This window comes from Planktothrix serta PCC 8927 (assembly GCF_900010725.2).
GTDB classification, from domain to species: Bacteria; Cyanobacteriota; Cyanobacteriia; order Cyanobacteriales; family Microcoleaceae; genus Planktothrix; species Planktothrix serta.
This window is the reverse complement of the sequence record NZ_LR734871.1, coordinates 242,513-268,539: the sequence shown is the minus strand read 5'-3', so window position 1 is coordinate 268,539 and position 26,027 is coordinate 242,513. Positions and strand designations below refer to the sequence as shown.

The window sequence follows — 26,027 nt, the reverse complement described above, 5'->3', positions numbered from 1 at the left end:
TCTGTTTCTTCTGATGCTATCCCCGTTGATGCTAGAAGCCCACACTTACTCGTAGAGAAGTGTGGGTAGTTCACACCTGTCCTATCGCTGCAATTGCGGCTTCTAATGCTAAGGAAATATGTGTCCAATGGGTTCCTCCTTGACAGAAGACAATATAAGGTTCTCTTAACGGCCCATCGGCGGAAAATTCCGAGGTACTGCCATCAATAAATGTACCTCCAGCCATGACTAAATGGCTTTCATATCCGTGCATTTCTGCGGGAACAGGTTCCAGATAGGAACCAATCGGAGAATACTGTTGAATGGCGCGACAAAAAGCAATTAATTTCTCAGGAGAACCTAACTCAATGGCTTGAATAATATCCTTTCTTGGTTCAAAGGGTAAAGGATTAACTTTATATCCTAATTGATTAAAAACATAAGAAATTAAATGGCTTCCTTTAATCGCTTCTCCTACCATTTGAGGTGCTAAAAATAACCCTTGAAATAGAATCCGATTTTGATCAAAAGTTGCTCCCCCACTGCTACCAATACCCGGCGCTGTTAATCGACAAGTTGCGGCTTCAACTAAATCTTCCCTTCCCGCGACATAACCCCCCGCTTGAACAATAGTTCCCCCCGGATTTTTAATTAATGAACCTGCAATTAAATCAACTCCAACCGCAGGAGGTTCACAAGTTTCAATAAATTCTCCATAACAATTATCGACAAAACAAATCGTCTGAGGATTCTGTTTTTTAACACTCTGAACAATTTGCTCAATATCATCAATAGACAAACTAGAACGCCAGGAATAGCCACAGGAACGTTGAATTAAAACCAGGCGAGTTTTAGCAGTTATTGCCGAGTTTAGCTTCTCCCAGTCAATTTTTCCGTCAGAAGTTAGATCTAATTGACGGTAAGATATGCCAAACTCTAATAATGAACCTTGGCCTTGACCGCGCAAACCGATGACCTCTTCCAAGGTATCGTAGGGAGCGCCAGCTACCGCCAGGATTTCGTCCCCAGGACGCAAACAGCCAAATAAGGCACAGGTAATGGCGTGGGTTCCAGAAACAAACTGCACTCGTACCGCAGCGGCTTGGGCACCCATAATCTCGGCAAAGACTTGATCTAAGGTTTGACGTCCTAAATCGTCGTGACCATAACCTGTAACACCTGCAAAGTGATGGGTTCCTACTCGGTAACGACGAAAGGCCTCTAAAACTCGTTGAAGATTATGCTTGACCTGCGTGTCAATACCAGAAAAAATCGGAAATAGTTCCTGTTCTGCTTCTTTTAGTTGTTCTATGCTAGATAGGATCACCGAACTCACTCCATTTGGGGGCGGTGCATATTATGACGCAAATAGGACTCTTTCGTTTAAAAAAAGCTCGAATTTTCGTTTCATGACGATTGCAACTTCACCTCAATATAAGCCCGACTGGATCACCATTGTTTTTATGGTGTCTCTCCATGCTGCCGCACTGTTGGCATTTTTACCGAGTAACTTTAGCTGGGCTGCCGTAGGCCTAGCTCTATTTTTACATTGGGTTACTGGAGGCTTGGGAATTACCCTAGGGTATCACCGCCTGGTTAGCCATCGCAGTTTTGAGGCTCCCAAATGGCTAGAATATTTTTTAGTCTTTTGCGGAACCCTGGCCTGCCAAGGAGGGCCGATTGATTGGATCGGTTTACACCGTCTCCATCATCAATATTCTGATCAAGATCAAGATCCCCATGATTCCACAAAAGGGTTTTGGTGGAGTCATCTCGGCTGGATGTTGTTCCATACTCCGGCGGATGAACAAATCCCCCGTTTTACAAAAGATATTGCCGACGATCCAGTCTATCTGTTTTTCCAAAAATATTTTCTGGTCATTCAGGTGATCTTTGGATTATTGCTATATCTGATTGGAGGTTGGTCTTTTGTCGTTTGGGGTATTTTCTTTCGGGTTGTAGTGATGTTTCACTGCACCTGGTTTGTTAATAGTGCCACTCACAAATTTGGATATCAAACCTATCAGTCGGGAGATGCTTCCCGCAATTGTTGGTGGGTTGCTGTTGTTACTTATGGTGAGGGTTGGCATAATAATCACCATGCTTTCCAATATTCGGCCCGTCACGGTTTGCAATGGTGGGAAATTGATTTAACCTGGATGACAATTTCGCTGTTACAAGCGTTAGGGTTAGCCCAAAAAGTGAAATTACCCCCCGCCAATGCTGAAGCCCAACGGATTTAAAATTGCCGATTACCCTGAACAACGTGCTTCAGGGTCATTAGGGCTTCTAAACCTATTAATCCGCGACGATATCCTTTCTGGTTAGAAATTCCCAGAAAGATTGCGTCTCCACGATTCAAGTGACGGGAAAATCGAGGAGACGCATTAATAAAGGTTAAGGCACTATTAACATCTTGGGCAAATTTTCGACTCTCGGAGTAAGATTCTGTCGCTAAACAGTTAGCATGACCGCTACTATAGGTATTCATCCAAGCGATCGCTTTTTCTAAGTTTTCTACTACTTTAAAGGCAACGGTTCGAGTTAAATAGGGTCTTGACCATTCTGTTGTTTCAGCAGCCGTTAATTCGGTAAATTCTTCAGCCAGGGCTTCATCCCCCCGCAATTGAAATCCGGCTTCCCTTAAGTTATTCCACAATCTTACTAAGGATGAGCTTTTTTGATTGGGATCAATCAGAACTTTTTCAATGGCATTCACGGGATCAGGTTTACTGTCATGACTATCTAATATCATCCATCGCGCCGTATCTACACTCGCCGTGGATGACCAATATAAATAACAGTTTCCCATGGCTGAACGCAAAACAGGAACGGTAGATTGATTCACTACTTGCTGCACAAAATGGGGGCGTCCGTAGGGAATCACTAAATTGACATATTGGTCTTGGGTGACTAACTGTTGAATGGGGGCATTCTGTTCTGAAGGGAGGATTTCTAAACAGCCTGGGGGGAGCCCCGATTCTTCTAAGGCGATTTGCAAGGTTTCAACGATCATATTGTTAGAATGGGTCGCTTCTGTTCCCCCTAATAACACTAAACTATTGGCTGTTTTTAAACAGAGTCCCGTAGCAATGGCGGCCAGTTCGGGGAAGGCTTCATAAATTAAGGCGACTACTCCTAAAGGAATATGTTGATAATAGGTTTGTCCCTGTTCTAGTTGATAGGAAGCACTCATCACCCGGCCAATGGGATCGGGCAATTGTCCCAGACGTTCTAAAATTTGAACGGTGGTTTCTAGGCGTTCAGGGGTGAGTTTCAGCCAGTCGGTTATTAGTTCTGATAATCCTAAGTCTCGACTCGCTTCTAAGTCGAGGGTATTGGCTTCTAGGATATCATTCTGTCGCGATCGCAAGGCTTTCGCCATCAGTTGCAAGGCTCGACTCCGATCCATTCCCTTCGTTTTTGCCAGTTGAAAACTAGCAAGGTACGCACGACGGAGGGGATGGTCAGCAGGAAGGAGAGAAAAATCATCAATTATCATGCAGCTAACGCCTGTAAGCTAGCCAAACCATGAGTGCGGGTAACATCGCTAACAGTACAGCAACCATCGCCCATAACACAAGATTTGGCCCCGGTGAATACAAGGCTAATGGTAACCAGATCACTAACGGAACTAAGAGCATTCCCAAAGCCATCGGTAAATAATGCGCCCTTAACCCTGGACTGGCTCTATTCCATTGATGACCTGTCCAACGCCAAGCCTGTTTATAAGGATAATGGGTTGCGAGTTGTTCTAAACAATAACCACTCTCATCGACAACAAAAATTTGCTGACAGCGATCGCAGCCAAAGGCTTCGGTCAGCGCAATGGGAACTAACCGCCCCCTCCGCCGACAGGGGCAAGGATAATCACCATTCAAATCAATCTTTTGAGCTTTTTGGGATGGCACAAGCGATCCGTTAATTTAATAATGTTTTTACAATAATTAAGTCAAAACTGGCTATTTTCAATTATTATACTCAACTCCATCCTTACCCGTATCCTTCTTTAGTTCCCTTGTTCCCTTGTTCCCTCGTTCCCTCGTTCAAGCCAGCGATCGCCACTTTTACACTCTTTTACTGTAGAGCCAGCGATCGCCACTTTCACACTCTTATTTTCTTGTTGATTGTCATTGAAAATTGCCAAGAGTTTCAATAATTTTAAGGAATTTTCACACTCTCTCTAATGTTTTTCCGAAAAGTTGAGGTTTGGGTAAAGGCTCATGATTGTTCAACGCCGACTCTATCAGGAGTTCTAAAACTTCTTGTGCATTCTTTAAGGCTTCTTCATGGGTATCCCCATGGGTGTGACAATGTTCTCCCCATTCAGGAAGGCTGACCACATAACACTGATCTTCTTCTGACCATTGAATAATAATAGTATAAGAGCTTTTCATTGTTGTTGATCCTTTATTGATATTGAATCCCAGGAAAAGTCTTTGCATCAATCTTGTTCCAGATTGTAGCAATTATTATAATTACCGCTAATTATAAAGCTTGGCAATTCCCAAGATTGGGGTTTAATTTAAGACGACCGGAAATGTTTTGGATATCAGCAGAAATGTTCGGTTGAAAGGGTTCTCAGGGTGGTGTATTCAGAAAAGTGCGAATCAGATCGGCAATTTCAACAGCTTGATTTCGGGTTAAACTATAATTACTAGAAATCTTGATAGTTTGAGCATTAGAAGCAATTTCTAAAACAACGATGCAGATGGGTTCTTTTTTGATTTTTAATAGAGAACTATAGGTTTTGACGCGAAAAATAGTTTTTTCTACCCTGACATTGAGGTTTTCGAGTGAATATTCTAGTCTTTTTGTTCCTAATAATCTTTGGGTTTCAATTCTTAATCTATTTTGGCTTTTATTAAGATAAACCGTTTGAGTGGAAGTCCAGAAAACTCCGAAAATACCCACGACCAAACAAAAAATGATGAAGAAACTTGGAAAAACTTTTTCAGTAATGACTAAAAACAATCCCAGAACAGCTAAAATTAAAAAGGGAGTACATACCAATCTAATCATCCACGATCTAACAGTAGAGTCTTTAAAAATCAGTTGATTAGAATTATGCTCTATCAGTTTCATGGATTTTTTTATCTGGGGTTTAGGCTTACCGGATATTCCTGTAAACAATTAACGGGGCGATTAATAAATCACCCCGTTAACAAATTATCCTATATTTTTTTAAGCGGGTGACGCGATTCGAACGCGCGACATTCACCTTGGCAAGGTGACGCTCTACCACTGAGCTACACCCGCAAACCTTTCACCTTTTCTATGATTCCAAAAATCTTTAGATTTGTCAACCCTTTTCGCAAAAATTTTTAGAACCCTAGGGTTTAATGGGTTTGTGACTGCTGTTTCAAGGTTTCCCCAGTTAACGCTGGACTGGAACTGGCGGATAAAATCGCTGTAGAATCTACTGTTGTATGGGAAGTTGTAGCACTTTGCTTGATTTGACGCATTAAGTTTGCCATCTCAATCGCATCCATCGCATAGTTCCAACCGTGATTGGCTTTAATTCCGGCTCGTTCTAAGGCTTGCTGCATCGTGTCCGTTGTCAGCACCCCAAAAATCACCGGAATACCCGTTTGAAACGCTGTTGCTGCGATGCCTTTGGAGACTTCCGCCGAGACATAATCAAAATGGGGGGTTTGTCCCTTAATTACAGCCCCTAAACAAATAATCGCATCATAACGACGGGTTAAGGCTAACTGATGAGCAACTAAGGGAATCTCAAAACTCCCTGGAACCCAAACATAATCAACCTGTGTTCCCTGGGGATCAGGATCAATGCCATGTCGTTTTAAACAATCTTGACACCCTTCTAATAATTTGGTTGTGATCAAATCATTAAACCGACCAATTACTATTGCAAACCGCAGGGAGTCTGTTTGAGTAAAATTCCCCTCAAAAACCGTCATTGTTGTTATCCTTTGTTTATAGATCCAGGGGGAATTGTAGGTTAAACTGCTTAGGGGAATTATCCTACACCGTCTAACCCGCAATTCCGCCTGTGAATTAAACCACTAAGTAGTTTAATACACCTACTAAAATCACTAATACGAACCAAAGACCAGAACCGACATAAAGCAGAGGCTTAGATTGGCTCCAGTATTGGGGGGTGGCATAGGCAAAGGGAACGCCTACCACCATCAGAAAAGATAAGATCACCAGTGCCGCAAGGACAACTTGAAACAGAATTGTTAACATTTTTTTCTCCCAACTTGACTTGGCAGTAAGTAAAAATACTGCTGACAGGCTCACCGAATCCTGTTTAGCGGTTCATAGTTAAAACTACCAGAAATTGCCACCTCTGAGAAGTCTGTTGTCTGTTGTCTGTTGTCTGTCAACCGTCAACCTTTAATATTAACTTTTATAACGAAAGAGGTAAAGTTTCTTTGTAGTGATCTCAAGCGCCTGTAAGAGGTGATGACAATTAATCGGGGGTTTGACGAGAATCACTGATAAATAGGCTACTTATTCTTATACTAACTAATAAGGTAGTAAAAAACAATTGTTGCTAACCTGATTTTACTCCTTGTGCTTGTAACTGCCCATAATTAAAATTGTTCTCTAGGCTTGACCTAAAACGATGATTCCAGGGCATTATAAGTTAGATAAGGGAACTGAGAACCTTGATAGTTCGTCATCCTACAGTGGGCATTCCATCGGTTAGCTAACCCCCCGTAAGTGCAGCCTCTTAATTATCCAGATCAACTGAGATAGAAACTATGCCAGCCACTAAAATCTATGCCGACAATAACTCGAACCAGCCTTTTGAGGGCTATTCTGAACCTGAAGATCTTATAAATAGTAACCTGGAGCCGGATGTGGATGATTTAATTGATCTGGATATAGAGGATGCCAGTGATGCTAAACTCCAGAAATCTGTTAATCGTCGGACAACGGATTTGGTTCGACTGTATCTGCAAGAAATTGGTCGAGTTCGTCTGTTAGGACGAGATGAAGAAGTATCGGAAGCCCAAAAAGTTCAGCGTTATCTGAGGTTAGTTGATTTACGCGATAATGCAGCCAACCAAGAAGAGGGTGTGATTACCGTCTATGTGCGCCTGATTAAAACCCGTGATCAGTTATCCGCACAGTTGGGTCATCGTCCGTCTTTAGAGCGATGGGCGACAACGGGGGGCGTTGATGTGACTGAACTGAAGCCGATTTTAGCCGCCGGAAAACGCCGTTGGGCGGAGATCGTGGGTTTAACCGTTGAGGAATTGGATCAGATTCAAGCTGATGGCATAAAATCCAAAGACCACATGATTAAAGCGAACCTGCGTCTAGTGGTTTCGGTAGCGAAAAAATATCAAAATAGGGGTTTAGAACTGCTTGATTTAATTCAAGAAGGAACTTTAGGACTAGAACGGGCTGTTGACAAGTTTGACCCGACACGGGGATATCGGTTTAGCACCTATTCTTATTGGTGGATTCGTCAAGGAATTACACGGGCGATCGCAACCCAAAGCCGCACGATTCGTTTGCCTGTTCATATTACCGAAAAACTCAACAAAATTAAAAAAGCACAACGAAAAATTTCTCAAGAAAAAGGTCGTACTGCTACCATTGAGGATATTGCCCTGGAGTTAGAGATGACTCCGATTCAAGTCCGAGAAGTCTTGTTACGGGTTCCTCGTTCGGTTTCTTTAGAAACGAAAGTCGGGACGGATAAAGATACAGAATTAGGGGATTTACTGGAAACCGAAGAGGTGACACCGGAAGAATTGCTGATGCGGGAATCTTTGCATCGGGATTTACAACACCTGTTGGCAGATTTAACCAGTCGGGAGCGGGATGTGATTCTGATGCGTTATGGGTTAGGAGATGGTCATCCCTATTCCTTGGCTGAAATTGGCCGAGCGCTAGAATTATCACGGGAGCGAGTGCGCCAGATTGAAGCTAAAGCTCTGCAAAAATTACGCCAACCGAAACGTCGCAACCGGGTTCGGGATTATCTGGAAACCCTGAGTTAATCGGAGAACCCTGGATCGGCCCACCGCAAGAATTTTAAATCTGTGAATCTGAAATCTAAACCAGTTATTGAAAATAACTGGTTTTTTTTGACAATCTGGAAATTTGTTGTGTATTATTGTCAATATGCAAGCTTTATTGAAAGCAAGTGAGCGTATGGCTTTATATACAACAGTCTCGTTTAAATCTGAACTCAACGATAAAGGTTGGCGGTTAACTCCCCAACGGGAAACGATCTTGCAGGTCTTTCAGAATTTACCGAAAGGAAATCATTTAAGTGCGGAAGATCTGTACAATTTACTCAAAAGCCGAGGGGAAGCGATTAGTTTATCAACAATTTATCGCACTTTGAAGCTAATGGCCCGGATGGGAATTTTACGCGAATTGGAATTAGCTGAAGGTCATAAACACTATGAAATTAATCAGCCCTATCCCCATCACCATCATCATTTAGTCTGTGTTCAGTGTAATAAAACTATTGAATTTAAAAATGATTCCATTTCTAAAACTAGCATGAAGCAAGCGGAAAAATCGGGGTTTCATTTATTAGATTGCCAATTAACGATTCATACGATTTGTCATGAGGCTTTACGCATGGGTTGGCCGTCGCTAATTTCTAGTAATTGGACTTGTTCAAAGGCGATCGCTGATTGTAATTTTGAAATGGATTCTGAGTTAACGGAAGATGGGAACACGGATTAAATGGATTACATGGATTACACGGATTGCACGGATTAAATTAGGAGGATTAGGGAAAGATCAGACTGATTAAAACCTGTATTCAATCTGTTTGACATCCGCCCCGGCGTAAACGCACGGGGATTCCATCTATTACAACAAATCGAAAATCGATAATTGTTGAAATGCTGGTGGGTTGACGATTCGCTGGCTGCTGCTACAAATAGCTGTAGTCTGACGCTTGCCTCCACGTCCGTTTAAAGTCTCCGAAAGCCCTCCGGCGACTTTTATATTAACTGCGGCATTAACATCTTCTAGTTCCTTTACAGAAATTGAAGAAATTTTGATAAGCTTGTTCTAAATCATTTAAGCTTTGTTGCAAGGGAACTGCTGATACTTCCGATAACCACTCCCGTTCTTCTAACTTCTTAGCTTGAGTGATGAATTGTTTTTGCAGTTCAGCATTCTTGGGTTTATTCTTACCTCCTTTGTACTCGGAAACACAAAAAGCCAGAGCATCGTTCCACACGACCCGTACACACCCAAATAATTTGGCTAACGCCAATTTTTGGGAGGGTGTTGGGTAGCATCTAAATCGATATCTGGCTTTCATTTTTTCTTCTAAATCTCTTTTTTAAATCATACACCAATTTGGAATAAAAAGCCTAAGTGGAACTTAGGGGCTTTAAACCCAAAATTTTCGGTAATTGTTGTCAAAAGTAGTTACTATTTATAAACCTCCTCCAAATAAGACGGCATCTGCACTAGGGCCATAAAAAGCTCTGGCTTGTGCAACAGCTTGTTGTGTTGAACGATCGTAAATTCCATTAATAGGGCCATTATAAAGTCCCTGAATTCTTAATGTTTGTTGCCATTGTCGAACCTGGGCTGAACCAGAAACAGGCGGAGTCATTTGTACGACAACAATAGTACGAGTTGGGGTTACAGAAACGGGTCGAGGATTAAATAAAGAGGTTTGAGTTGTTGGGCCAGCAATTCCGTTGACTGTAATTCCAGCAGATTGTTGAAACCGCATTAAAGCATTTTGAGTTGCATTATCAAAAAAGCCATTAATGGGGCCATTATAATAGTTTAATTGTCGTAAGCGTCGTTGAATTTTTCTGACTTCGCCTCCGGTATCTCCTAAAGAAACTGTTGATAAAGTATTACTGATCGGAATAGTATTAGGTTGACGAATTGGGATAGGAAGGGCGATCGCTGAAGCAGATCGGTTATTGGTTATGGCAGTGACGAGATACTCAGTAGTGGTCGGCCCCACTTCTCCCTTTGCGGTAATCCCATAAGCACGTTGAAAATTGATCACAGCCTGTTGGGTAGATCGACCAAATACACCATTGACTATCCCGGTATAGTATCCTAATGATTTTAATCGTCCTTGTAATAACCGGACAGCCGAGCCTTGGCTCCCTAATCGGAGAATATCATCAAACTGAGGATTAGAGGGCATCCCCGGAACATACAGATTTAAAGCCATTAATGTTGCGGAAGTAGCGACTCCGGTAGCCGAGATTCCCTGAGATTGTTGAAACCGTTGAACAGCGACTTCTGTTAGATCATCAAAATATGCTGTAATACTGCCATCATAAAAGCCGAGGTTTTGTAGCCCTTCTTGTAATGCGGCAACCGCAGATCCGTAATCGCCCAGTTGTAACGTTGTACCGGGTAAGATATCAGGGAGTGGCTGCGGTGTACTGTTGAGGAGGGCGAGGGTAGCTTCTGTTACCAAACCCGTTGCCGGAATATTATAGTCCTGTTGGAGTCGAATCACCGCATTTTGGGTGACAGTCCCAAAGTTACCTGTAGGTTGTTGGTTGAAATAACCCAAGGCTTGTAACCGTCTCTGTAAATCGGAAACACCGGGGCCATTATCCCCTGTCCCCAGTCCAATTAAGTCTCGATTACTGCCAGGATTAGAGGGGTCGGTGGTGATTAATCCCAAAGCCCTGAGCGTTTGGGGGCCAACAATTCCATCGGCGGATAAACCGTAATTTCGTTGAAAACGAATCACCGCATCTTGAGTCAGGCTGCCAAAATAACCTGTAGCATTCGCGTTAAAATAGCCTAGTTCTTGTAAGCGTTGTTGAATTTGTCTGACTTGGGCACCCGAATCTCCAGACATTACCAAAGCTTGGGCGCTTTGGGCGAGAGTTAGGACTGAAACAGCTACGGCTAAACCGAGAAAGTAGCGGTAGGTTTGACTGGAAAGCTTTTTCCAATTAACCTGATTCAATCCTGGGAATGGATCAGAAGCCGGATCTTCATAGGTTAAGGCTAAAGCTAGAAACGCATAGGATTCAATCATTGTTTTTGGGAGAAACATTATTAATCAACTTCAACCTTCCACAAAATTCTTTCTGGAAGGGTTTGTTTCCCCCATTGTATATCAGGCTTAAAAGTGAGGTTTAAACTAGCCCGGCGCGATCGCAAATTAACGCAACAATCGCAGCAAAGGCTGTAATTCCTAGAGCAACCCAAGGACTTTGACCTTGACTCACCGCAAAAGAAGTGGCTACACCCGCGCCTAATGCTGCGGTGACGGCGGATTCCAGGGGATCGCGTTGTGAAGGTTTAGGGTTCATAATTCTAGGTTAAGGGGGATTAACGCCTGATGTTTGAATGGCTTTAACCCTATCACCTCGATCTATAAAATTTATCAATTGGAGTCCAAATTGCAATTAAGCTTTAAATTTGGATACTTTTCTTAATCAATTTGTATAGGTTGTAATATTTTATCCTAGGGGTGATGTCCCTCCCCATCTCAAATGCGATCGCATTTTTTCCACAATAAAATGTAGGGGCGGGTTCTGTAATTATCTTCGATTCTAACCAATAATCTAACTAAACCCGCCCCTCTAAAATGCGATCGCNAGCTGAAGTTATCTAAAGATAACTAAGATCATTCTTCATTAACCCGTTTTAACGGGTTTTAGCTTTGAGCCTGAAATTTATTTCAAGGCTTTCGGCTGTACGTCATCATCAACACCCCGCAACCGCCAGCACAAACAAACCGATTTCTGCCATAATTAACTTAATCTAACCGGACTTAACTCAGAAACCCCGTTTCTCAAAGGTTGCCATGAACGAAGAACGCATCCAGGCTTATCTCACTTTAATTCAACAACTCCTCACCTGTCCCAATGGCGAGGAACCCCAAATCCTGAATCAATCTCTCGATTTGGTAGATGAGGGTTTTGTGCAGGTGTGCGAACAGGTGGCGCAACAGTTGCAGGAAGCCGGGGAAGAGAATCAGGCGGGTTTTTTGCGAAATCTGGCGCAACAGGTGGGGGAATATCTCAACGCCTCTGGGGGTGAAGGTAGGGAAACTCAAGGGAATACCACACAGCAAGAGTATTTAGTCTTCTTAAAAGAAGCTCTGAGGTTAACTTCTGAGAGTGATGTTAACCCATCAATTGTCTATCCATTTTTGGCGAGTCAGCAAGCCAAACTTAATCTCAGCTTAATTGAAGTTATCCGAGCGTTTGCGACACGCAGCACAATTATAGATCTGTTTAATTTTGCTAATTTAGTCCAACAATTTCCCCTCGGTCAACGAGATGTCAACCTAGAAATTTCCATCACTATTTATAGTATTGCCCTAAACTTTTTCGATCAAAATAATAATTCTACTGAATGGGCAACAATTCAAAACAGTTTAGCAACTGCCTACAGTAACCGCATCCGGGGAGAGCGGGCCGACAACCTGGAAATGGCGATCTCCGCCTATCAAGCGGCTTTAGAAGTCAGAACCCGGACTGCTTTTCCCGAAGATTGGGCAATGACCCAAAATAACTTGGCGGTTGCCTACTATAGTCGCATCCGGGGAGAGCGGGCCGACAACCTGGAAAAGGCGATCTCCGCCTATCAAGCGGCTTTAGAAGTCAGAACCCGGACTGCTTTTCCCGAAAAATGGGCAACCACCCAAAATAACTTGGGGACTGCCTACAGAAACCGCATCCGGGGAGAGCGGGCCGACAACCTGGAAAAGGCGATCTCCGCCTATCAAGCTGCTTTAGAAGTTTATACCCGGACTGCTTTTCCCGAAGATTGGGCAATGACCCAAAATAACTTGGCGGCTGCCTACTATAGTCGCATCCGGGGAGAGCGGGCCGACAACCTGGAAAAGGCGATCGCAGCCTATCAAGCGGCTTTAGAAGTTTATACCCGGACTGCTTTTCCCGAAAAATGGGCAACCACCCAAAATAACTTGGCGGTTGCCTACAGTGACCGCATCCGGGGAGAGCGGGCCGACAACCTGGAAAATGCGATCGCAGCCTATCAAGCCGCTTTAGAAGTTTATACCCGGACTGCTTTTCCCGAAAAATGGGCAATGACCCAAAATAACTTGGGGAATGCCTACAGTGACCGCATCCGGGGAGAGCGGGCCGACAACCTGGAAATGGCGATCGCAGCCTTTCAAGCCGCTTTAGAAGTCAGAACCCGGACTGCTTTTCCCCAAAACCATGCCGAAACCTTATTTAATTTAGGACTTGCCTATCGGGAAGTTTCCCAAAACCAAAATGCCTATGATACCTTTGCCGCAGCTATTGACACTGTAGAAGAAATTCGCAGCGGCATCACCCTGGGTGGTGAAGCAGACCGACAGAAATTAGCCGAAGAATGGCAAAAACTCTATGTGGAAATGATCGAAGTTTGCCTAGAATTAGAAAATTACGCCGCAGCCTTGGAATATGCCGAACGCAGCAAAGCCAGAAACTTAGTTGAACTTCTGGCCGCTACCCGCCTCAAACCCGAAGGCATTTCCCCGCAAATCTGGGAACGTTACAACAATTTATATCAACAGTGGTGGAACCTCCAGCAGCAGGGCGACAGTAGCGCCTCCCCCCCAGACAATTCTTCCCCCAACAACGACACCCGCAGCATCGGTGTTTCCTCCCCCATCCCTTCAACAGTCGCCACCGCCAACCCCCAAAACCTCACCCACTTACGCAAAAAAATCGACGACTTCATCGCCACCGAAATCACCCCCCAAGACCCTAAATTCTGCTTCGGTCAACAAGTCCAACTCATTGCCTACCGAGAAATTCAGGCATTAGTAGACGAACACACCGCCATTGTCGAGTGGTACTTTACCTATAAAGGCATCCACGCCTTCATCGTCACCGACCAAGGACAACAGCCTATTGTTGTCTCTACCGATAGCAACGCCTTAGCTGCTTTGGAACAGTTGAAAGAGGAGTATTTAAACGATTATCTCAAGGATGACAACCACTGGCGTCAGCAGTTATCCTCCTATCTGCAACAATTAGCGGAAATACTGCAACTCAATCACCTCATCTCCCAAATTCCCCCCAATTGTCAGCAGTTAGTTTTAGTTCCCTATCGCGCCTTGCATTTATTCCCCCTCCACGCCTTACCCCTTAATAAAGGCGGAGAAGAAATAGCATATCTCAGCGACAAATTCCCCCAAGGTATTCGCTATGCTCCCAGCAGTCAAATTTTGCAATTATCCTTATCCGAAGACAGCACCCCCCCTGGGCAAGGAGAGACATCACTCTCCTCTTTCTCCCCCCTTTACCAAGGGGGGGCTGGGGGGGGATCTCTCTTCGCTATCCAAAATCCTACGGAAGATTTAGCCTACACCGATATCGAAGTGGAAGCCATTCAAACCGCCTTCAACTCCCCAACGATATTAAAAGGAGAAGATGCGAGTAAAACCGCATTTAACCAAAAATCAACCCAATTAAACGAAACAATTTTCGCCCATTTCTCCTGTCACGGCTATTTTAATTTCGCCAACCCCCGGATTTCAGGACTCATTCTCGCCAATGCCAAACTCTCCGAAACCACCGCCACCGAAAAAGACATCCCCCGCATTCGTTCTCGTCGAGGTGACTTTAACGCCGATGAATGTCTGACATTACCCGAAATCTTTAACCTGCGCTTGCGGCAATGTCGTTTAGTTGCCCTATCTGCCTGTGAAACGGGTATCACCGATATTAGCACCAGCAGCGATGAATATATTAGCATTCTGGCCGGGTTTTTCTTTGCAGGCGCTCGCAATGTGTTAGGCACATTATGGGCGGTGAATGACGTTTCTACCGCTATTTTTATGATTCATTTTTATGAAATTCTCTTAGGAGAAACGCAAATTCCAGTCGCGTTAGCGTTGAAACAAACCCAGGAATGGATGCGCTCAAGAACAGTAGCGGATTTGTTAGAGTGGATTAACAACTGTAAGTTAATTAGTGAGGAACGACGCCAACCAATATGCAATGATTTAGATGGATGGTATAACCTTACAGCAATCGCCTTTCAATCCCCCTATTATTGGGCAGGGTTTTGCGCCGTTGGACAGTAAAAGGGGCTAAAGCCCAACTACATACCTTTTGAGAGTAAAATATTATGTCATCAGCCGCAATCAAAGATTTAGTGGAGATAGTAGAAGCTTTACCCAGTGAGGTACAACAGCAAGTAGTAGAGCATTTACGCGAGTATATTGCCGATTTACAGGATGAACAACGGTGGGATATTTCCTTTAGTCGAACGCAGTCCGCGTTGGTGACAGCAGCGCGACAGGCGAAACGGGAAAAAGCGATGGGAAAAGCAACTGCAATGGATTATAAGTAGTAGAGACGTTGCATGCAACGTCTCTACACGATACTGTCAAGGAAATTAAAAATATGATGACACCAGAACAAACAATTGCGGCTTTTTTAGAAGTTTGGAAAAATCACCCAGATTTTTTTCTAGTATCAGATATCGAGGCAGATTTAGATAATCTGAATCAGTCGATTAGTTCAGATCAATCTAATGAAGATATTGCTAAACTCATTCAAAACTGGTGTAAAAACCATCCGATAATTCGAGATGCGGTACTCGCAGCCAGTCGCAAACCCAAACCGAGAAAAAGTGAAGATACAAGTTTAGGGAATGTTCTGGATAACCGCTATCCTGAATTGTCGAAAGTTTTGCGGGAAAAAATCGAAAAATCTGAACAAAAGTGAGGATATGAAAATGCCAAGCAAAGAATTTTATGTGATGATTGAAAGAGACGAAGACGGCTTATATATTGGTGAAGTTCCGCAACTTAAAGCCTGCTATAGCCAAGGAGAAACCATTGATGAGTTAATCCAAAATATCCGCGAGGTAATTGAAATGTGTCTTGAGGAAATTGAAGAAGAATCAACAACAGAATTTATCGGCATTCAAAAGGTGGTAGTCTAGTGGCAAAACTACCTAATATATTTGTTGGGATAGTGTGATGAATGATAAAATTAAAATCAGGAGATTATTTCATGTTACAACACTTAGACAGAATCACATTTGACCCCAAAATAATGACAGGAAAAGCCTGTATTAGAGGTATGAGAGTTCCGGTATCTTTGGTGGTTAATTTAGTAGCTAATGGTAAAACAACCGCAGAAATAATCGAAGACTATCCCTATTTGGAACCGGAAGATATTAGACAATCATTGCTTTATGCTGCATGGTTGATGGAAGAAAGAGTAATTCCTATCCAAAAATCCGAAGATAATGAATATTACCGGGTGCGTTCTTTGCCGATTTAAAAACCATGATAAAATAGTTAGGTTATTTTATATGAATTCTCAAACAAACCCAAAAAGCGATTATCGGATTTTTGCCCCTAATGTTTATCTGTTTACTTATTGTCTGATTAATAATGCAAAAAAATTAGATAATCCTCTGTGGAAACAGGGAGATAAAATTCTCAAGGCTTTTTCAAATCAAACTATTACGGAACATCTAGTTTTTCCCGATGATTTAACGAGCGATCGCCTCTATTTATTTAAAGACAGCTACCTCGCTTTTACTAGCACTCAAAATCCCGAAATTGAAGGATTTGCTCAACCCCAAAAAATCCAAGATAGTTATGCACTTTGGCTTAATATTGGCTATTCTGATGAAGATGAGACTGTGGGAGATGTCGAGGTTGAGGTACTACAAAAATTAAATCCTAATCATATTTTAATTTTGCCTAAAGATGATAAAATATTAGGGCAAACTCTGCTAATTACTGCCTGGTTAACCAACAAAACCAAACAACGCGATCCAGACTATCTCCGCAAGTTAGCTGACCAATGTTGTCAAAACTTACTCGGAGACAAAACACCCCCATTCTATCGCACTGGAGAATTGTTTGAAAGTGCTATTTTTGAATATGGGAAACCTGATCGAGATCCTCAAGTTCTCGTCTGGTTATTTCGGGATGAAAACGCAGATCAACAATATAACAAATATCAACAAGAACTGATTGCTTTATTTTTCTATCGCACTAAAATTGTTAAGGCGTTTGCTGATAGTCGTTTGGTTTATACAATGCTAGATCAAGCCTATAGTCTCATTGCAGATAATCTCGATAACCTCCAAACAGAACTCGCTACCCGTCACGATATTTCGGCTAACGATAATTATCTCAAAAGTTTTAAAACCGAGTTAAAAAACCTCGCCAAAGAGTCCCTACCCTACACCCGTTTATTGAGAAAAATGGAAGATTTTGGCAATACTATTGAGATCAATCTTTACAATTATCAGGAGACAATTGAGCAGATTTGTGGTAAACTAGAAATTGATAAGGAAGAACTATCGTTTCTGAAGTATTTCGGTGAACAAACCGCCCCCTATTTTGAGCGCCAAATCAAAGCAGATTTAGGCTATTTTAAACATGGAACCGATTTAGTAAATACAGCGATCGCCTCAATTCGCGGAATTGTGGAAATTGACCAAGCAGACGCGAACCAAAGCTTGCAAGATCATATACAGGCGATCGGTGTAGGAATTGCGGCGGGTGCGATCTTTGCATCCGTATCGGGTTTAATCACCCAACCTTGGAGTTTACCAAGTCGTGATCATATTTTTCTTTTTCCTCACCCCTTTGTAATTGCTTTGCTTGCGAGTATATTGTGTTCATGGGGTGCATTTTGGTTTTCAAAAAAAGTGATTAAAAAAAGGCGATCTACCCTGAAATAAAATTATATAAACTTCTAATTTTGCTATCCTAAAATTAACCCCACTTTCAATGCTGCTATGACAACAACACTCCCCCCCGAACAACTTACAACAACCTTACCTGACCACACCCAACTCCCTGACTCAGACGGAACCTTTGTGAAAAACTTTCAAGAACATCCTCAGAGTATTTTACTCACCGACTCAATTAACCCAATTCTGCAAAATATTCATCCTGACGGATATTATTGTATTGGTCAAGATAGTGGAATTTATTGGCGAATTACAGACCCACCCCAACGGGGAGCCGAAGCACCGGACTGGTTTTATGTTCCTAATGTTCCCCCCAGTTTAAACGGTCAAATGCGACGTTCCTATGTGCTTTGGCAAGAATATGTTGCCCCTTTAATTATTGTAGAATTTGTCTCTGGGGATGGTTCAGAAGAACGGGATAAAACATCTTTATGGACAGCAGAAGCAGAAGGCAAAAAACCGGGTAAATTTTGGGTTTATGAGCAAGTCATTCATCCGGCATTTTATGGGATTTATGAAGTCGAAAAAGCCAGTATTGAAGTCTATCATTTGATTGAAAATCGCTTTGAACTTCTGCCCAAAAATGAACGCGGACATTATTTTATCCCGTCCCTAAATGTTGAATTAGGAATTTGGCAAGGTCAATATCAAAATGTCGAATTACCTTGGTTGCGCTGGTGGGATAGTGAAGGGAATTTGTTATTAACCGGGAATGAACGGGCGGAAATTGAATGTCAACGAGCGGAAACTGAACGCCAACGGGCAGAAACTGAACACCAACGGGCAGAAACTGAACGCCAACGGGCGGAACGGTTAGCCGAACAATTACGAGCATTAGGAATTACACCCGAAGACTAATTATTTTTCGTTTTCTGGTATAGTGCTATATTCGATTAAATATTAGTTTTCTGATTCAATTTTTTCGGTATTTCCTCCTTTAACCCATCCGGTGCGATCGCTATCCTGAGAAACCCGAACTTTTTGCCATCCTTTATCGTCACTTTCTCCTAACACAATCACTTTTTCGTTATAAGCAATTCCCCCAATTCTGTTCGCGTCTGTACTCGGACTATCGCGTAAAATTAAACCAATGGGCTGTGTTACAATTGCCCGATAAGCACCGGGTTCGAGCTTTTCTTCTGCTGGGGTTGGGGTTGGACTGGGAGTCACTTGGGGTTTAGGAGTTGTTGCTTTTGAGGCAACTTTTGCCTTGGGGTTATCATTAGGAAAGGTCGGACGTTCGGGCAATTCTGCTAAACGCGCTGCAAAATATAAAGCCGTCGCCACCGTTGCACCCGCTAAAATTAAAATAGCTAGAAAAAAGCCAACGATAAATTTAAAAACACCATAAAGATTCATAGTTTTGGGAACAGTTTTATACATGATTAAACAGGATTAAAAACAAACATGATATCATTAATTGGACTGATACAGAAACCCGGGTTCTCAAAGAAAAATTGGGATTTTATCCATAAGCTCTCGGTCAGAAACCCGGTTTCTTGATCTCATCAACTCGATAGCCGACGATTTAAACTACTCTGTCGAGAAGCTAAACGTGCTTTTCCTGCCGCCGCCCAATCTTGAAGAAACTGAATTTGTTCTTTTGCAGTCCGGGCTAAGGGAACAATTTGACTCGCTGCTTCTAAGATATCATCTGTTGTGAAATCTCGGTTTTGACTAAAACCAATGTGCATAGCTTCAATTAAGGTTTGCTCAATTTCCGCCCCGGAAAAATCAGGAGTTTCATAAGCTAATCGCTCTATATCATAATTTTTAATACTCTGAGGGCGTAATTTTAATAAATGCACTTCAAAAATTGCTTTTCGTTCTTCTTGATAGGGTAATCCCACAAAGAAAATCTCATCAAATCGCCCTTTTCTTAACATTTCCGCAGGTAAAGATTGAATATTATTTGCCGTTGCTACCACAAAAACGGGGGATTTTTTTTCAGCCAACCAAGTAATAAACGTACCAAATACGCGATTTGTGGTTCCTGAATCTCCTTTTCCATCTAATCCTGAAAAGGCTTTATCAATTTCATCAATCCATAAAATACAGGGTGCTAAAGCTTCTGCTAATTGAATCATTTGTCGGGTACGAGATTCGGATTCTCCGACTAATCCCGCAAATAAACGCCCTACATCTAATCTTAATAAGGGTAAATGCCAATGGTGGGCGATCGCTTTTGCCGTTAAAGACTTTCCAGTCCCTTGAATTCCGACTAATAATAACCCTCTGGGATAAGGTAAACCATATTGTCTAGCACGTTCTGAAAAAGCTCCTCCCCGGCGTAATAACCAATCTTTTAAATTATCTAACCCCCCAATATCAGAAATATTTTCTTGGGCTGCATAGAAGTCTAAAATTTGAGTTTGGCGAATAGTTTGGCGTTTTTCTTCTAAGATTAATTCAATATCATCTCCTTGTAATTCTCCATGAGTAGCGATCGCTTTTGATAAAATTCGGCGAATTCTTTCCTGAGAAAGTCCTTGGAAAGAACGCACCATTTCATCGAGTAAACGAGGTTCTACCGGATGTCCGGTGGCGATTAATAATCGTTCAACTTCCGTCTTAATTTCGGCTTTATCAGGTAAGGGGAATTCTAACACCGTCAACACTTCACCGAGGTCAGAAGGAATCGATATTTGAGGGGAAATAATAACTAAATTTTTCGGTTGAGATTTCAAACTTCGAGCTAAATTTCTTAATTTTCTGGAAATTGAAATATCGTCTACAAATCGATGAAAATCCCTTAAAATAAAAATAGAGGGCATCGCCTCCGGTAATTTTTCTACAAATTCTAAGGCTTGTAAAGGATTGCGTTTTCCCGCCCCTAAATCATTAGGATTTCCCTGTTGATATCCTTCGACAAAATCCCAGACATAAACTGCACGGTTTCCTTGTTCTTTTGCCGCTTGTTTAATTGCCGTTTCGACCCGTTCTTCTTCTAAAGTTGGAATATAAATAATCGCGTAGCGCGATCGCAATAGTAGCTTCAATTCTTGATGGAATTTGCTCATAGAAAGAAGAGGGGTGTATAGTCTGTTGTCTGTTGGCTGTTGGCTGTTAACAGTCAACAGTCAACATCCTTTCAATTCGGTAGATTTGGCTTCAAAGCTTGCAATGCAGCCCAGCGCTGATCAATAATCGGCTGGGATTCTATTTGTGTCGGTTTGGGGGGTTCACAGGGCCCTTCACAGAGTTGTCTCAGAGGCAGAGCTAGACACAATTGCTGATAGAGCCAATCCCCCGGTAAAAAATGACCTTGGGGGTGCAAACTTTCCACAGGTTCATCTAAAGAAATTTCCACTTCACCCGATGAACTATCGAGTTGATCCGCCAAAACATCTAACCAAATCAACTCGGACGTATCCACTTTTAGGCGATGATTATATTGTTTTAAACATCGGTCACAGGTGAGGGTGACAATGGTTTCAGCTTGTACCCAAACTTCAAGATAAGTGGTTTTGTGACTAACTCGCATCCGACCCCGAATCGGAGTCAAAGTTTCTAAGTCTGGGAAAGACTCTTGAAACTCAAATTCTAAAGATCGGTTTTGGGTTCTCAGTAAATGAGGGATATAGATAGAGTCCATAGTTGCTTTTTGACCCTCCAACAATAAGCAAGGCTAAACAAGATTTCCTCGTCTAGCCTTTCATTTTAACCACCAAACGACGATCGGGTTCTTGTCCCCGACTATAGGTTTCTAAATCATCGCTTTCTTGGAGAAAATAATGAATCAGACGTCGTTCTCCAGAAGAAAGGGATTTAATTTCTACCTCTCCTCCGGTTTGACGGACACGATTAGCCGCGTGATCAGCTAAGGCCCGCAGTTCTAAATGACGTCGAATTCGATATCCGTTCAGTTCTACGGTGTAAGAAGTTCGTTCTTCGTCGTCTTTACCTAAATTGTGAATCGCGTTGAGTAAATATTGAATCGCATCTAAAACTTCCCCATCCTGGCCGACCAAAATGGCCACTTGTTCGGGGGTGAGATTGACCTCATCAATCGTTAACCAACAGGAGTCAGGTTCTAAACTCGATTTTACGGTGGAGGGAACGGCTCCTAATTTGAGCAATTTCTCCAACCACTCTTGCCCCTGTTGTATATCGCTATTGTTCATTGCTAGGATTGCGCCTTTTTCTTAGAACGTCCTGGTTCAAAGGGTAATGATTCCCGTCCCCCTTCAACCGTCGCTAATTTAGTGGTTTTATTCGATTCTTCCACAATTTTTTGCAGGTTTTCGGGGAGGGGTTCCCGTGACAAAATAAATGCTTGAATGGTTTGGAAGATATTGGCAACCAGCATATACAGCAACACACCCGCCGGGAGAGGGAAGAAGAAGAACATCCCACTAAAAATTACCGGAGTAATTTTATTAACGGTATCTTGCTGAGGATTGCCACTACTCGAACCTTGTCCTGATAAGACTTGGTTGAGATATAAAGATATCCCAAAGGCAAGAATCATGCCGACAATATCCCAGTGAATCGTACCATCGGGATCAACGGCCCCCACTCGACCCAAGGCATCAATAAACAAGAATCCTTTATCGGATGCTAACCCTCTCAGACCGACTTGAATACTGGCATCCCCAGGCGCTAAGGCAATGATTTGGCCGTTTTCATTGACTTGAATTTTATCTTCCCCTTTGAGAATTTTCCAGGTCGGTGTTAAATGCACGTCTGGATATTGAGCTAATTCTGCTTGTAAGGGTTTACCGTCAACGGTTTGGAGTTCAACAGGTACCTGATCCCCAACGCCTAAACGGTTTCCACTGGGAATCATCGCCACAACAGAGGCATGAATTCCATCGGCAAAATAATAGTTTTGCGGTTTAGTGGCGTAGGCTTGGGGTTGAATTTGTTGAATTTGTTCACGCGGAAAAATCTGCACATCTACGGTGTAGTTAGCATCAGAAAAGGGTGAACCCCGCAAAGTAGCAAACAAAGCAAAGAGAATGGGCATTTGAATCAGAAGCGGGAAACATCCGGCTAAGGGATTTCCCAGTTCTTTATAGACTCTGCTCATTTCTTCCCGTTGTTTCACGGGATCGTCCTTATACTGTTGTTGAATTTTGTCAACCCGTTCCTTCATTAACGGTTGGGTGACTTTCATTCGCCGCATATTGCGAATTGAACCCGCATTCAAAGGATAAAGCGCAAAACGCACCACTAAGGTTAACGCTACAATCGCTAATCCATAACTGGGCACGATCCCGTAGAAAAAATCTAGGATCGGCAACATCACATTGTTGGAAAGAAACCCGATGCCAAAGTCCATTCTTTTGAGTTTATTGAACTGCTTGGATTGAATATAGATTAATTTTAAGAACCATTCGCCAACGTTTGACCGATGGGTTTGTGGCAACCCCCTCTAGTTGTCGGCGTTTCGGCTTAACCCGAAGGAACTAAATCCTGTTCACAGCGATGTTTTCCCTTATGAGGATCATCGGCTCGTTGTTGCACTGGCTTTTTGAGCTTGGGGTGAGACTTTCTCTAGGATAAAGTCATAGACTTCTCGAAAACGAGGAATAGCCCGCAGTTCCAGACGCGAACCATTTTTCAGGGTCAAAACCATATCCCCCCAAGCTCCAAATCCTCTGGGAACTTTAACGATTTTGACGATTTCTGAATAGACGATATCAGTCCGATCTTGACCCATCCATCCGCCAATCACGGATATCCGGCGATTGGTGATCCGATAACGCAGCCACAAAGCCCGGACAATCGCCCCAATAGCCAGAGGGATGCCAATAATCGTCAGTCCTATTAATAGATTGATAATGAGGTCACCGATGGCAGGGCCTCCTTCATAAAAACTCTCCTCCCGTATACCCATTTAAAACCTCTGCTTCTACCAACAACTTTTTTAATTCTTGCAGAATTTCTGCATAATTGCACTGATCGGCCATAGGTTTGACGATAATTACCACATCCCAACCGGGGGAGATCAGAGGTAAAAACTGATGCCAAGCTGCCCGAATTTGGCGTTTGATCCGATTTCTTACCACCGCACGTTTACTGACTTTTTGGCTGATAGAAATTCCCATCCGAGTCGGTTGAACAGAGGACGAGTCCGTTGAATTGGGTTTTGTTCTATAGGGTTGACCTCGTAACGCCCTCAAAGTCAAATGAGGGGTTTTGCGATGCAGTCCTTTGCTATAGACGGCTTTGAAGTCTTTGGGATGTCGGAGTCGATTAATTTTGGGTAACATGAATCAGGTACTGCCACCCACAAATTCACTCATTTCCCTCCGCTTGACCATCGGGATCGCCATGAGTTCGTGGGAATAGCAATAGGTGGTTTTTAATTCTGTTGAAGGAATTAAAAGGTTAAACGCGCCCGTCCTTTTCTGCGACGGGCTTTAATCACGGCTTGACCGTTTTTTGTCCGCATTCTTACCCTGAAGCCAGAAACTCTTTTCTTTTTGCGGTTTGTTCCTTGCAGGGTTTGTTGAGCCATTGCTTACCTCCGGTGCCTTTTCGTTAATTTTTAATCAAAAGTCACAATTTTTCAGTATATCACAATTTTGTTGACTGTTCTCGGTTGTCGGTCAACCGTCAACAGTCAACCCTCAAAAATTACTCAATACTCAAAATCCAAGTTCCAACATAGCGCAACATCGGAACATCTCCAGGGGTGCGAATATTGGCGTTAAAGTTGAAAACGCCCCCAAAGGTGGGATTTTTGACGTTAGAGAGAACGATTTCTACTTTTGTCCCTGCTGGAATCGGTTCTTGAGGATAAATTTGGATAATATGGTTTTCTTTATCCCAAATCACTTCTTCTAAGGGAATGGGTTTATTTTTAACCCGAATTTGTACCCGGTCGGGGTCAATCGTACCTTTATAATAGTCGGGGTAGGTGATGGAAACTTCCGCGATCGCTAAATTCAACTTATCCGCCGGAAGTCTGAGTTTGTAACGATCCCATTCTCCTGAGCGTCCGCTTTCAAGAAAATAATTTAAAACATTACTTTTATCAGGGCCACTAAACAGAGTAATACCCGGTAAACCTTGCCCTTGGGCAATTTTAGGTAAACTTGTCAGAGCCAAACCCGTGATTAGTATAGCAGATAATAGTTGTCGCATAAAGACTCCTGTAAAAAAATTGAATTTTGTTTAAATTTTCTCAAGTATATCAAAGACAAGTTAGAGAATTAAGAATCTCATTGACCAAATCCGCCGATAATGATACCATTTTTCGGCTTTTGGTGCAAGAATTACTCCATCTTATACTAATTATGGTACTTCTTAATATCTGTTATATTTTAGGTGTATTAGTTGTGAAGCCTTCTATATAAGTTATGAGCATGGATATTACTGTCACTTTAAATCAAATTATATCTCTGGGTATTGAAGACCGGATTCGCCTCGTGCAAGATATTTGGGATAGTATTGCAGCAGAGCAAGCTTACCCCGATTTAACAGAGGTAGAAAAGCAAGAACTTGATCATAGAATTACTGCTTATGAAACAAATCCAGATGATGTTATGACTTGGGAGGATATAAAAAAATAATTAAAGTGAAGCGATCGCTTAAACTAAAAAACAAGGAAGGGTTAAACAGATGTCATCAATACCCAGTGTTAAGCAAGAGTTATTAAATTTAATAGAACAGTTACCTGATCATTCTTTATCTAACAGGGGCAAGGTTTTCAGCCAAATAGTTTTCTAAAAAGGTTTGGGGAGAAATACCCTGTTTTTGAGCTTCGGCTTCGAGTTGGCGAATCATCCACAGGGGTAAATTGAGTTCTATTTTTTGTTTTTCTCGGTTGGGTCGTCTGGCAGTCGAGAAATCCATAAATTCGGTGAGGTCTTCACCTGCATCAAATTTTGCGTCAAATTCTTCGGCTTTCATACCATATAACCTCATTGGGACGGGAACGGCGGACGGAAATAATTCGGATATTTTCTGATCTGTAAGTAATAACGGCTGTCCAGTGTTTTTCCTTAACTTTGCCAATGGCTAAAAAACGCGATTCTGTTTCGCTTTTAGCCTGAATTTCCAACAAGTCATCGTCTTGCCAAAGTTGTTGGGCTTCGATGAAGTCTATGCCGTGTTTTTGTTGGTTGGTTCGACTTTTATTGTCGTCATATTCAAAGCTATACATGGTTAGCCTTGGGGAATGGTCTCTAGGAGGCTGGCAAATCCGTGTTTGTTACGGGTTTCGGTCAGGATGTAGCTGTTCATTTCCTGAGCTTTTTGACTGTTTTGTACATTTTAGCAGTTTTATTGGGTGAGTTGACCTGTAAAGGCTTTTTGTAATTGTAACAGCAATTTTTCACAGTCGGAGAGATCCGAAATCTTGGAAAATAAGAACATAATCAATACTGGCACTTTTTATCAATTGATATAAAAAAATAATTGCAGTGAAGCGATCGCTTAAACAAAAAAACAAG

The 26,027-nt window shown here is 42.4% G+C and carries 33 protein-coding genes and 1 tRNA gene; 11 read left to right on the top strand and 23 right to left on the bottom strand.

What is annotated here, in order from left to right:
- Nucleotides 1–70: 70 nt before the first annotated feature.
- Entirely contained in the window at nucleotides 71–1,303 is a 1,233-nt protein-coding gene (locus tag PL8927_RS14535) for a methionine gamma-lyase family protein (RefSeq protein WP_083622806.1), read from the bottom strand.
- Between the two features lie 85 nt (nucleotides 1,304–1,388).
- Here PL8927_RS14535 and PL8927_RS14530 point away from each other — a divergent pair, with 85 nt between their 5' ends.
- The gene (locus PL8927_RS14530; protein ID WP_083622756.1) at nucleotides 1,389–2,222 is read left to right on the top strand and encodes an acyl-CoA desaturase; all 834 of its coding nucleotides are present in this window, start codon (nucleotides 1,389–1,391) and stop codon (nucleotides 2,220–2,222) included.
- On the opposite strand, the gene PL8927_RS14525 is transcribed toward PL8927_RS14530, so the two are convergent.
- The 8 genes from PL8927_RS14525 to psbZ all read right to left on the bottom strand — a co-directional run bounded on the left by PL8927_RS14525 (nucleotide 2,219) and on the right by psbZ (nucleotide 6,192).
- On the bottom strand, nucleotides 2,219–3,481 hold the full coding sequence (locus PL8927_RS14525; RefSeq protein WP_083622754.1) for a glutamate-5-semialdehyde dehydrogenase: 1,263 nt from the start codon (nucleotides 3,479–3,481) through the stop codon (nucleotides 2,219–2,221). The genes PL8927_RS14530 and PL8927_RS14525 overlap by 4 nt on opposite strands.
- Before the next feature lie 4 nt (nucleotides 3,482–3,485).
- Nucleotides 3,486–3,890 (bottom strand): hypothetical protein, encoded by a 405-nt coding sequence (locus PL8927_RS14520; protein WP_083622751.1) that lies wholly within the window; start codon nucleotides 3,888–3,890, stop codon nucleotides 3,486–3,488.
- A 98-nt stretch (nucleotides 3,891–3,988) separates the two neighbouring features.
- Nucleotides 3,989–4,126, bottom strand: a complete 138-nt coding sequence (locus tag PL8927_RS14515; protein ID WP_156093199.1) for a hypothetical protein — start codon at nucleotides 4,124–4,126, stop codon at nucleotides 3,989–3,991.
- A gap of 25 nt (nucleotides 4,127–4,151) precedes the next feature.
- Entirely contained in the window at nucleotides 4,152–4,376 is a 225-nt protein-coding gene (locus PL8927_RS14510; protein ID WP_083622749.1) for a type II toxin-antitoxin system HicB family antitoxin, read from the bottom strand.
- Nucleotides 4,377–4,560: 184 nt separating this feature from the next.
- A complete protein-coding gene (locus tag PL8927_RS14505; RefSeq protein WP_083622746.1) occupies nucleotides 4,561–5,064 on the bottom strand; it encodes a hypothetical protein in 504 nt (167 codons plus the stop codon).
- Between the two features lie 102 nt (nucleotides 5,065–5,166).
- Nucleotides 5,167–5,238, bottom strand: a tRNA-Gly gene (locus PL8927_RS14500).
- Between the two features lie 80 nt (nucleotides 5,239–5,318).
- The gene (gene ribH, locus PL8927_RS14495) at nucleotides 5,319–5,903 is read right to left on the bottom strand and encodes a 6,7-dimethyl-8-ribityllumazine synthase (RefSeq protein WP_083622744.1); all 585 of its coding nucleotides are present in this window, start codon (nucleotides 5,901–5,903) and stop codon (nucleotides 5,319–5,321) included.
- Nucleotides 5,904–6,000: 97 nt separating this feature from the next.
- A complete protein-coding gene (gene psbZ, locus PL8927_RS14490; protein ID WP_083622742.1) occupies nucleotides 6,001–6,192 on the bottom strand; it encodes a photosystem II reaction center protein PsbZ in 192 nt (63 codons plus the stop codon).
- 521 nt (nucleotides 6,193–6,713) lie between these two features.
- Between psbZ and sigC the strand changes: the two genes are divergently transcribed.
- Nucleotides 6,714–7,964 carry an RNA polymerase sigma factor SigC gene (sigC, locus tag PL8927_RS14485; RefSeq protein ID WP_083622740.1) on the top strand — a complete coding sequence of 417 codons (1,251 nt, stop codon included), beginning with the start codon at nucleotides 6,714–6,716 and terminating at the stop codon, nucleotides 7,962–7,964.
- Nucleotides 7,965–8,118: 154 nt separating this feature from the next.
- Entirely contained in the window at nucleotides 8,119–8,664 is a 546-nt protein-coding gene (locus PL8927_RS14480; protein WP_083622804.1) for a transcriptional repressor, read from the top strand.
- 280 nt (nucleotides 8,665–8,944) lie between these two features.
- Here PL8927_RS14480 and PL8927_RS14475 read toward each other — a convergent pair whose 3' ends face one another.
- From PL8927_RS14475 to PL8927_RS28040, 3 genes are all read right to left on the bottom strand, one after another.
- On the bottom strand, nucleotides 8,945–9,253 hold the full coding sequence (locus tag PL8927_RS14475) for a transposase (protein WP_331281826.1): 309 nt from the start codon (nucleotides 9,251–9,253) through the stop codon (nucleotides 8,945–8,947).
- Nucleotides 9,254–9,370: 117 nt separating this feature from the next.
- On the bottom strand, nucleotides 9,371–10,963 hold the full coding sequence (locus PL8927_RS14470; RefSeq protein ID WP_083622802.1) for a peptidoglycan-binding domain-containing protein: 1,593 nt from the start codon (nucleotides 10,961–10,963) through the stop codon (nucleotides 9,371–9,373).
- 100 nt (nucleotides 10,964–11,063) lie between these two features.
- Nucleotides 11,064–11,240 carry a hypothetical protein gene (locus PL8927_RS28040; RefSeq protein WP_186440354.1) on the bottom strand — a complete coding sequence of 59 codons (177 nt, stop codon included), beginning with the start codon at nucleotides 11,238–11,240 and terminating at the stop codon, nucleotides 11,064–11,066.
- A gap of 497 nt (nucleotides 11,241–11,737) precedes the next feature.
- Between PL8927_RS28040 and PL8927_RS14465 the strand changes: the two genes are divergently transcribed.
- From PL8927_RS14465 to PL8927_RS14435, 7 genes are all read left to right on the top strand, one after another.
- A complete protein-coding gene (locus PL8927_RS14465) occupies nucleotides 11,738–14,980 on the top strand; it encodes a CHAT domain-containing protein (protein ID WP_083622738.1) in 3,243 nt (1,080 codons plus the stop codon).
- A gap of 44 nt (nucleotides 14,981–15,024) precedes the next feature.
- Nucleotides 15,025–15,249 carry a hypothetical protein gene (locus tag PL8927_RS14460; RefSeq protein WP_083622736.1) on the top strand — a complete coding sequence of 75 codons (225 nt, stop codon included), beginning with the start codon at nucleotides 15,025–15,027 and terminating at the stop codon, nucleotides 15,247–15,249.
- A 53-nt stretch (nucleotides 15,250–15,302) separates the two neighbouring features.
- A complete protein-coding gene (locus PL8927_RS14455; RefSeq protein WP_083622734.1) occupies nucleotides 15,303–15,626 on the top strand; it encodes a hypothetical protein in 324 nt (107 codons plus the stop codon).
- Nucleotides 15,627–15,636: 10 nt separating this feature from the next.
- Nucleotides 15,637–15,846, top strand: a complete 210-nt coding sequence (locus tag PL8927_RS14450; RefSeq protein WP_083622732.1) for a type II toxin-antitoxin system HicB family antitoxin — start codon at nucleotides 15,637–15,639, stop codon at nucleotides 15,844–15,846.
- A 71-nt stretch (nucleotides 15,847–15,917) separates the two neighbouring features.
- Entirely contained in the window at nucleotides 15,918–16,190 is a 273-nt protein-coding gene (locus PL8927_RS14445; RefSeq protein ID WP_083622730.1) for a DUF433 domain-containing protein, read from the top strand.
- 31 nt (nucleotides 16,191–16,221) lie between these two features.
- Nucleotides 16,222–17,610 (top strand): hypothetical protein, encoded by a 1,389-nt coding sequence (locus tag PL8927_RS14440; protein WP_083622728.1) that lies wholly within the window; start codon nucleotides 16,222–16,224, stop codon nucleotides 17,608–17,610.
- A 57-nt stretch (nucleotides 17,611–17,667) separates the two neighbouring features.
- Nucleotides 17,668–18,480 (top strand): Uma2 family endonuclease, encoded by an 813-nt coding sequence (locus PL8927_RS14435; protein ID WP_083622726.1) that lies wholly within the window; start codon nucleotides 17,668–17,670, stop codon nucleotides 18,478–18,480.
- A 42-nt stretch (nucleotides 18,481–18,522) separates the two neighbouring features.
- Here the strand turns inward: PL8927_RS14435 and PL8927_RS14430 are convergent, their stop codons facing one another.
- The 9 genes from PL8927_RS14430 to PL8927_RS14390 all read right to left on the bottom strand — a co-directional run bounded on the left by PL8927_RS14430 (nucleotide 18,523) and on the right by PL8927_RS14390 (nucleotide 24,717).
- Entirely contained in the window at nucleotides 18,523–18,981 is a 459-nt protein-coding gene (locus PL8927_RS14430) for an SH3 domain-containing protein (protein WP_083622799.1), read from the bottom strand.
- Nucleotides 18,982–19,130: 149 nt separating this feature from the next.
- Entirely contained in the window at nucleotides 19,131–20,642 is a 1,512-nt protein-coding gene (locus tag PL8927_RS14425) for an AAA family ATPase (protein ID WP_083622723.1), read from the bottom strand.
- A gap of 71 nt (nucleotides 20,643–20,713) precedes the next feature.
- Nucleotides 20,714–21,217: a YceD family protein gene (locus PL8927_RS14420; protein WP_083622720.1), complete on the bottom strand. Its 504-nt coding sequence runs from the start codon at nucleotides 21,215–21,217 to the stop codon at nucleotides 20,714–20,716.
- Nucleotides 21,218–21,269: 52 nt separating this feature from the next.
- The gene (locus tag PL8927_RS14415; RefSeq protein ID WP_083622717.1) at nucleotides 21,270–21,746 is read right to left on the bottom strand and encodes a Jag family protein; all 477 of its coding nucleotides are present in this window, start codon (nucleotides 21,744–21,746) and stop codon (nucleotides 21,270–21,272) included.
- A gap of 2 nt (nucleotides 21,747–21,748) precedes the next feature.
- Entirely contained in the window at nucleotides 21,749–22,906 is a 1,158-nt protein-coding gene (gene yidC, locus PL8927_RS14410) for a membrane protein insertase YidC (RefSeq protein WP_083622715.1), read from the bottom strand.
- Between the two features lie 165 nt (nucleotides 22,907–23,071).
- Nucleotides 23,072–23,464, bottom strand: a complete 393-nt coding sequence (locus PL8927_RS14405; RefSeq protein ID WP_083622712.1) for a PH domain-containing protein — start codon at nucleotides 23,462–23,464, stop codon at nucleotides 23,072–23,074.
- Nucleotides 23,436–23,840 (bottom strand): ribonuclease P protein component, encoded by a 405-nt coding sequence (rnpA, locus tag PL8927_RS14400; RefSeq protein WP_083622709.1) that lies wholly within the window; start codon nucleotides 23,838–23,840, stop codon nucleotides 23,436–23,438. The genes PL8927_RS14405 and rnpA overlap by 29 nt, the downstream gene beginning before the upstream one ends.
- Nucleotides 23,841–23,950: 110 nt before the next feature.
- Complete coding sequence (rpmH, locus tag PL8927_RS14395) at nucleotides 23,951–24,088, bottom strand: 50S ribosomal protein L34 (protein ID WP_071782564.1); 138 nt, start codon at nucleotides 24,086–24,088, stop codon at nucleotides 23,951–23,953.
- A gap of 119 nt (nucleotides 24,089–24,207) precedes the next feature.
- A complete protein-coding gene (locus PL8927_RS14390; RefSeq protein WP_083622707.1) occupies nucleotides 24,208–24,717 on the bottom strand; it encodes a DUF2808 domain-containing protein in 510 nt (169 codons plus the stop codon).
- Between the two features lie 221 nt (nucleotides 24,718–24,938).
- Here PL8927_RS14390 and PL8927_RS14385 point away from each other — a divergent pair, with 221 nt between their 5' ends.
- Nucleotides 24,939–25,145: an addiction module protein gene (locus tag PL8927_RS14385; protein ID WP_083622704.1), complete on the top strand. Its 207-nt coding sequence runs from the start codon at nucleotides 24,939–24,941 to the stop codon at nucleotides 25,143–25,145.
- Between the two features lie 115 nt (nucleotides 25,146–25,260).
- Here the strand turns inward: PL8927_RS14385 and brnA are convergent, their stop codons facing one another.
- Nucleotides 25,261–25,485 carry a type II toxin-antitoxin system BrnA family antitoxin gene (brnA, locus tag PL8927_RS14380; protein ID WP_083622688.1) on the bottom strand — a complete coding sequence of 75 codons (225 nt, stop codon included), beginning with the start codon at nucleotides 25,483–25,485 and terminating at the stop codon, nucleotides 25,261–25,263.
- The gene (locus PL8927_RS14375; protein WP_083622701.1) at nucleotides 25,466–25,738 is read right to left on the bottom strand and encodes a BrnT family toxin; all 273 of its coding nucleotides are present in this window, start codon (nucleotides 25,736–25,738) and stop codon (nucleotides 25,466–25,468) included. Before PL8927_RS14375 ends, brnA begins: the two co-directional genes overlap by 20 nt.
- Nucleotides 25,739–26,027: the final 289 nt, after the last annotated feature.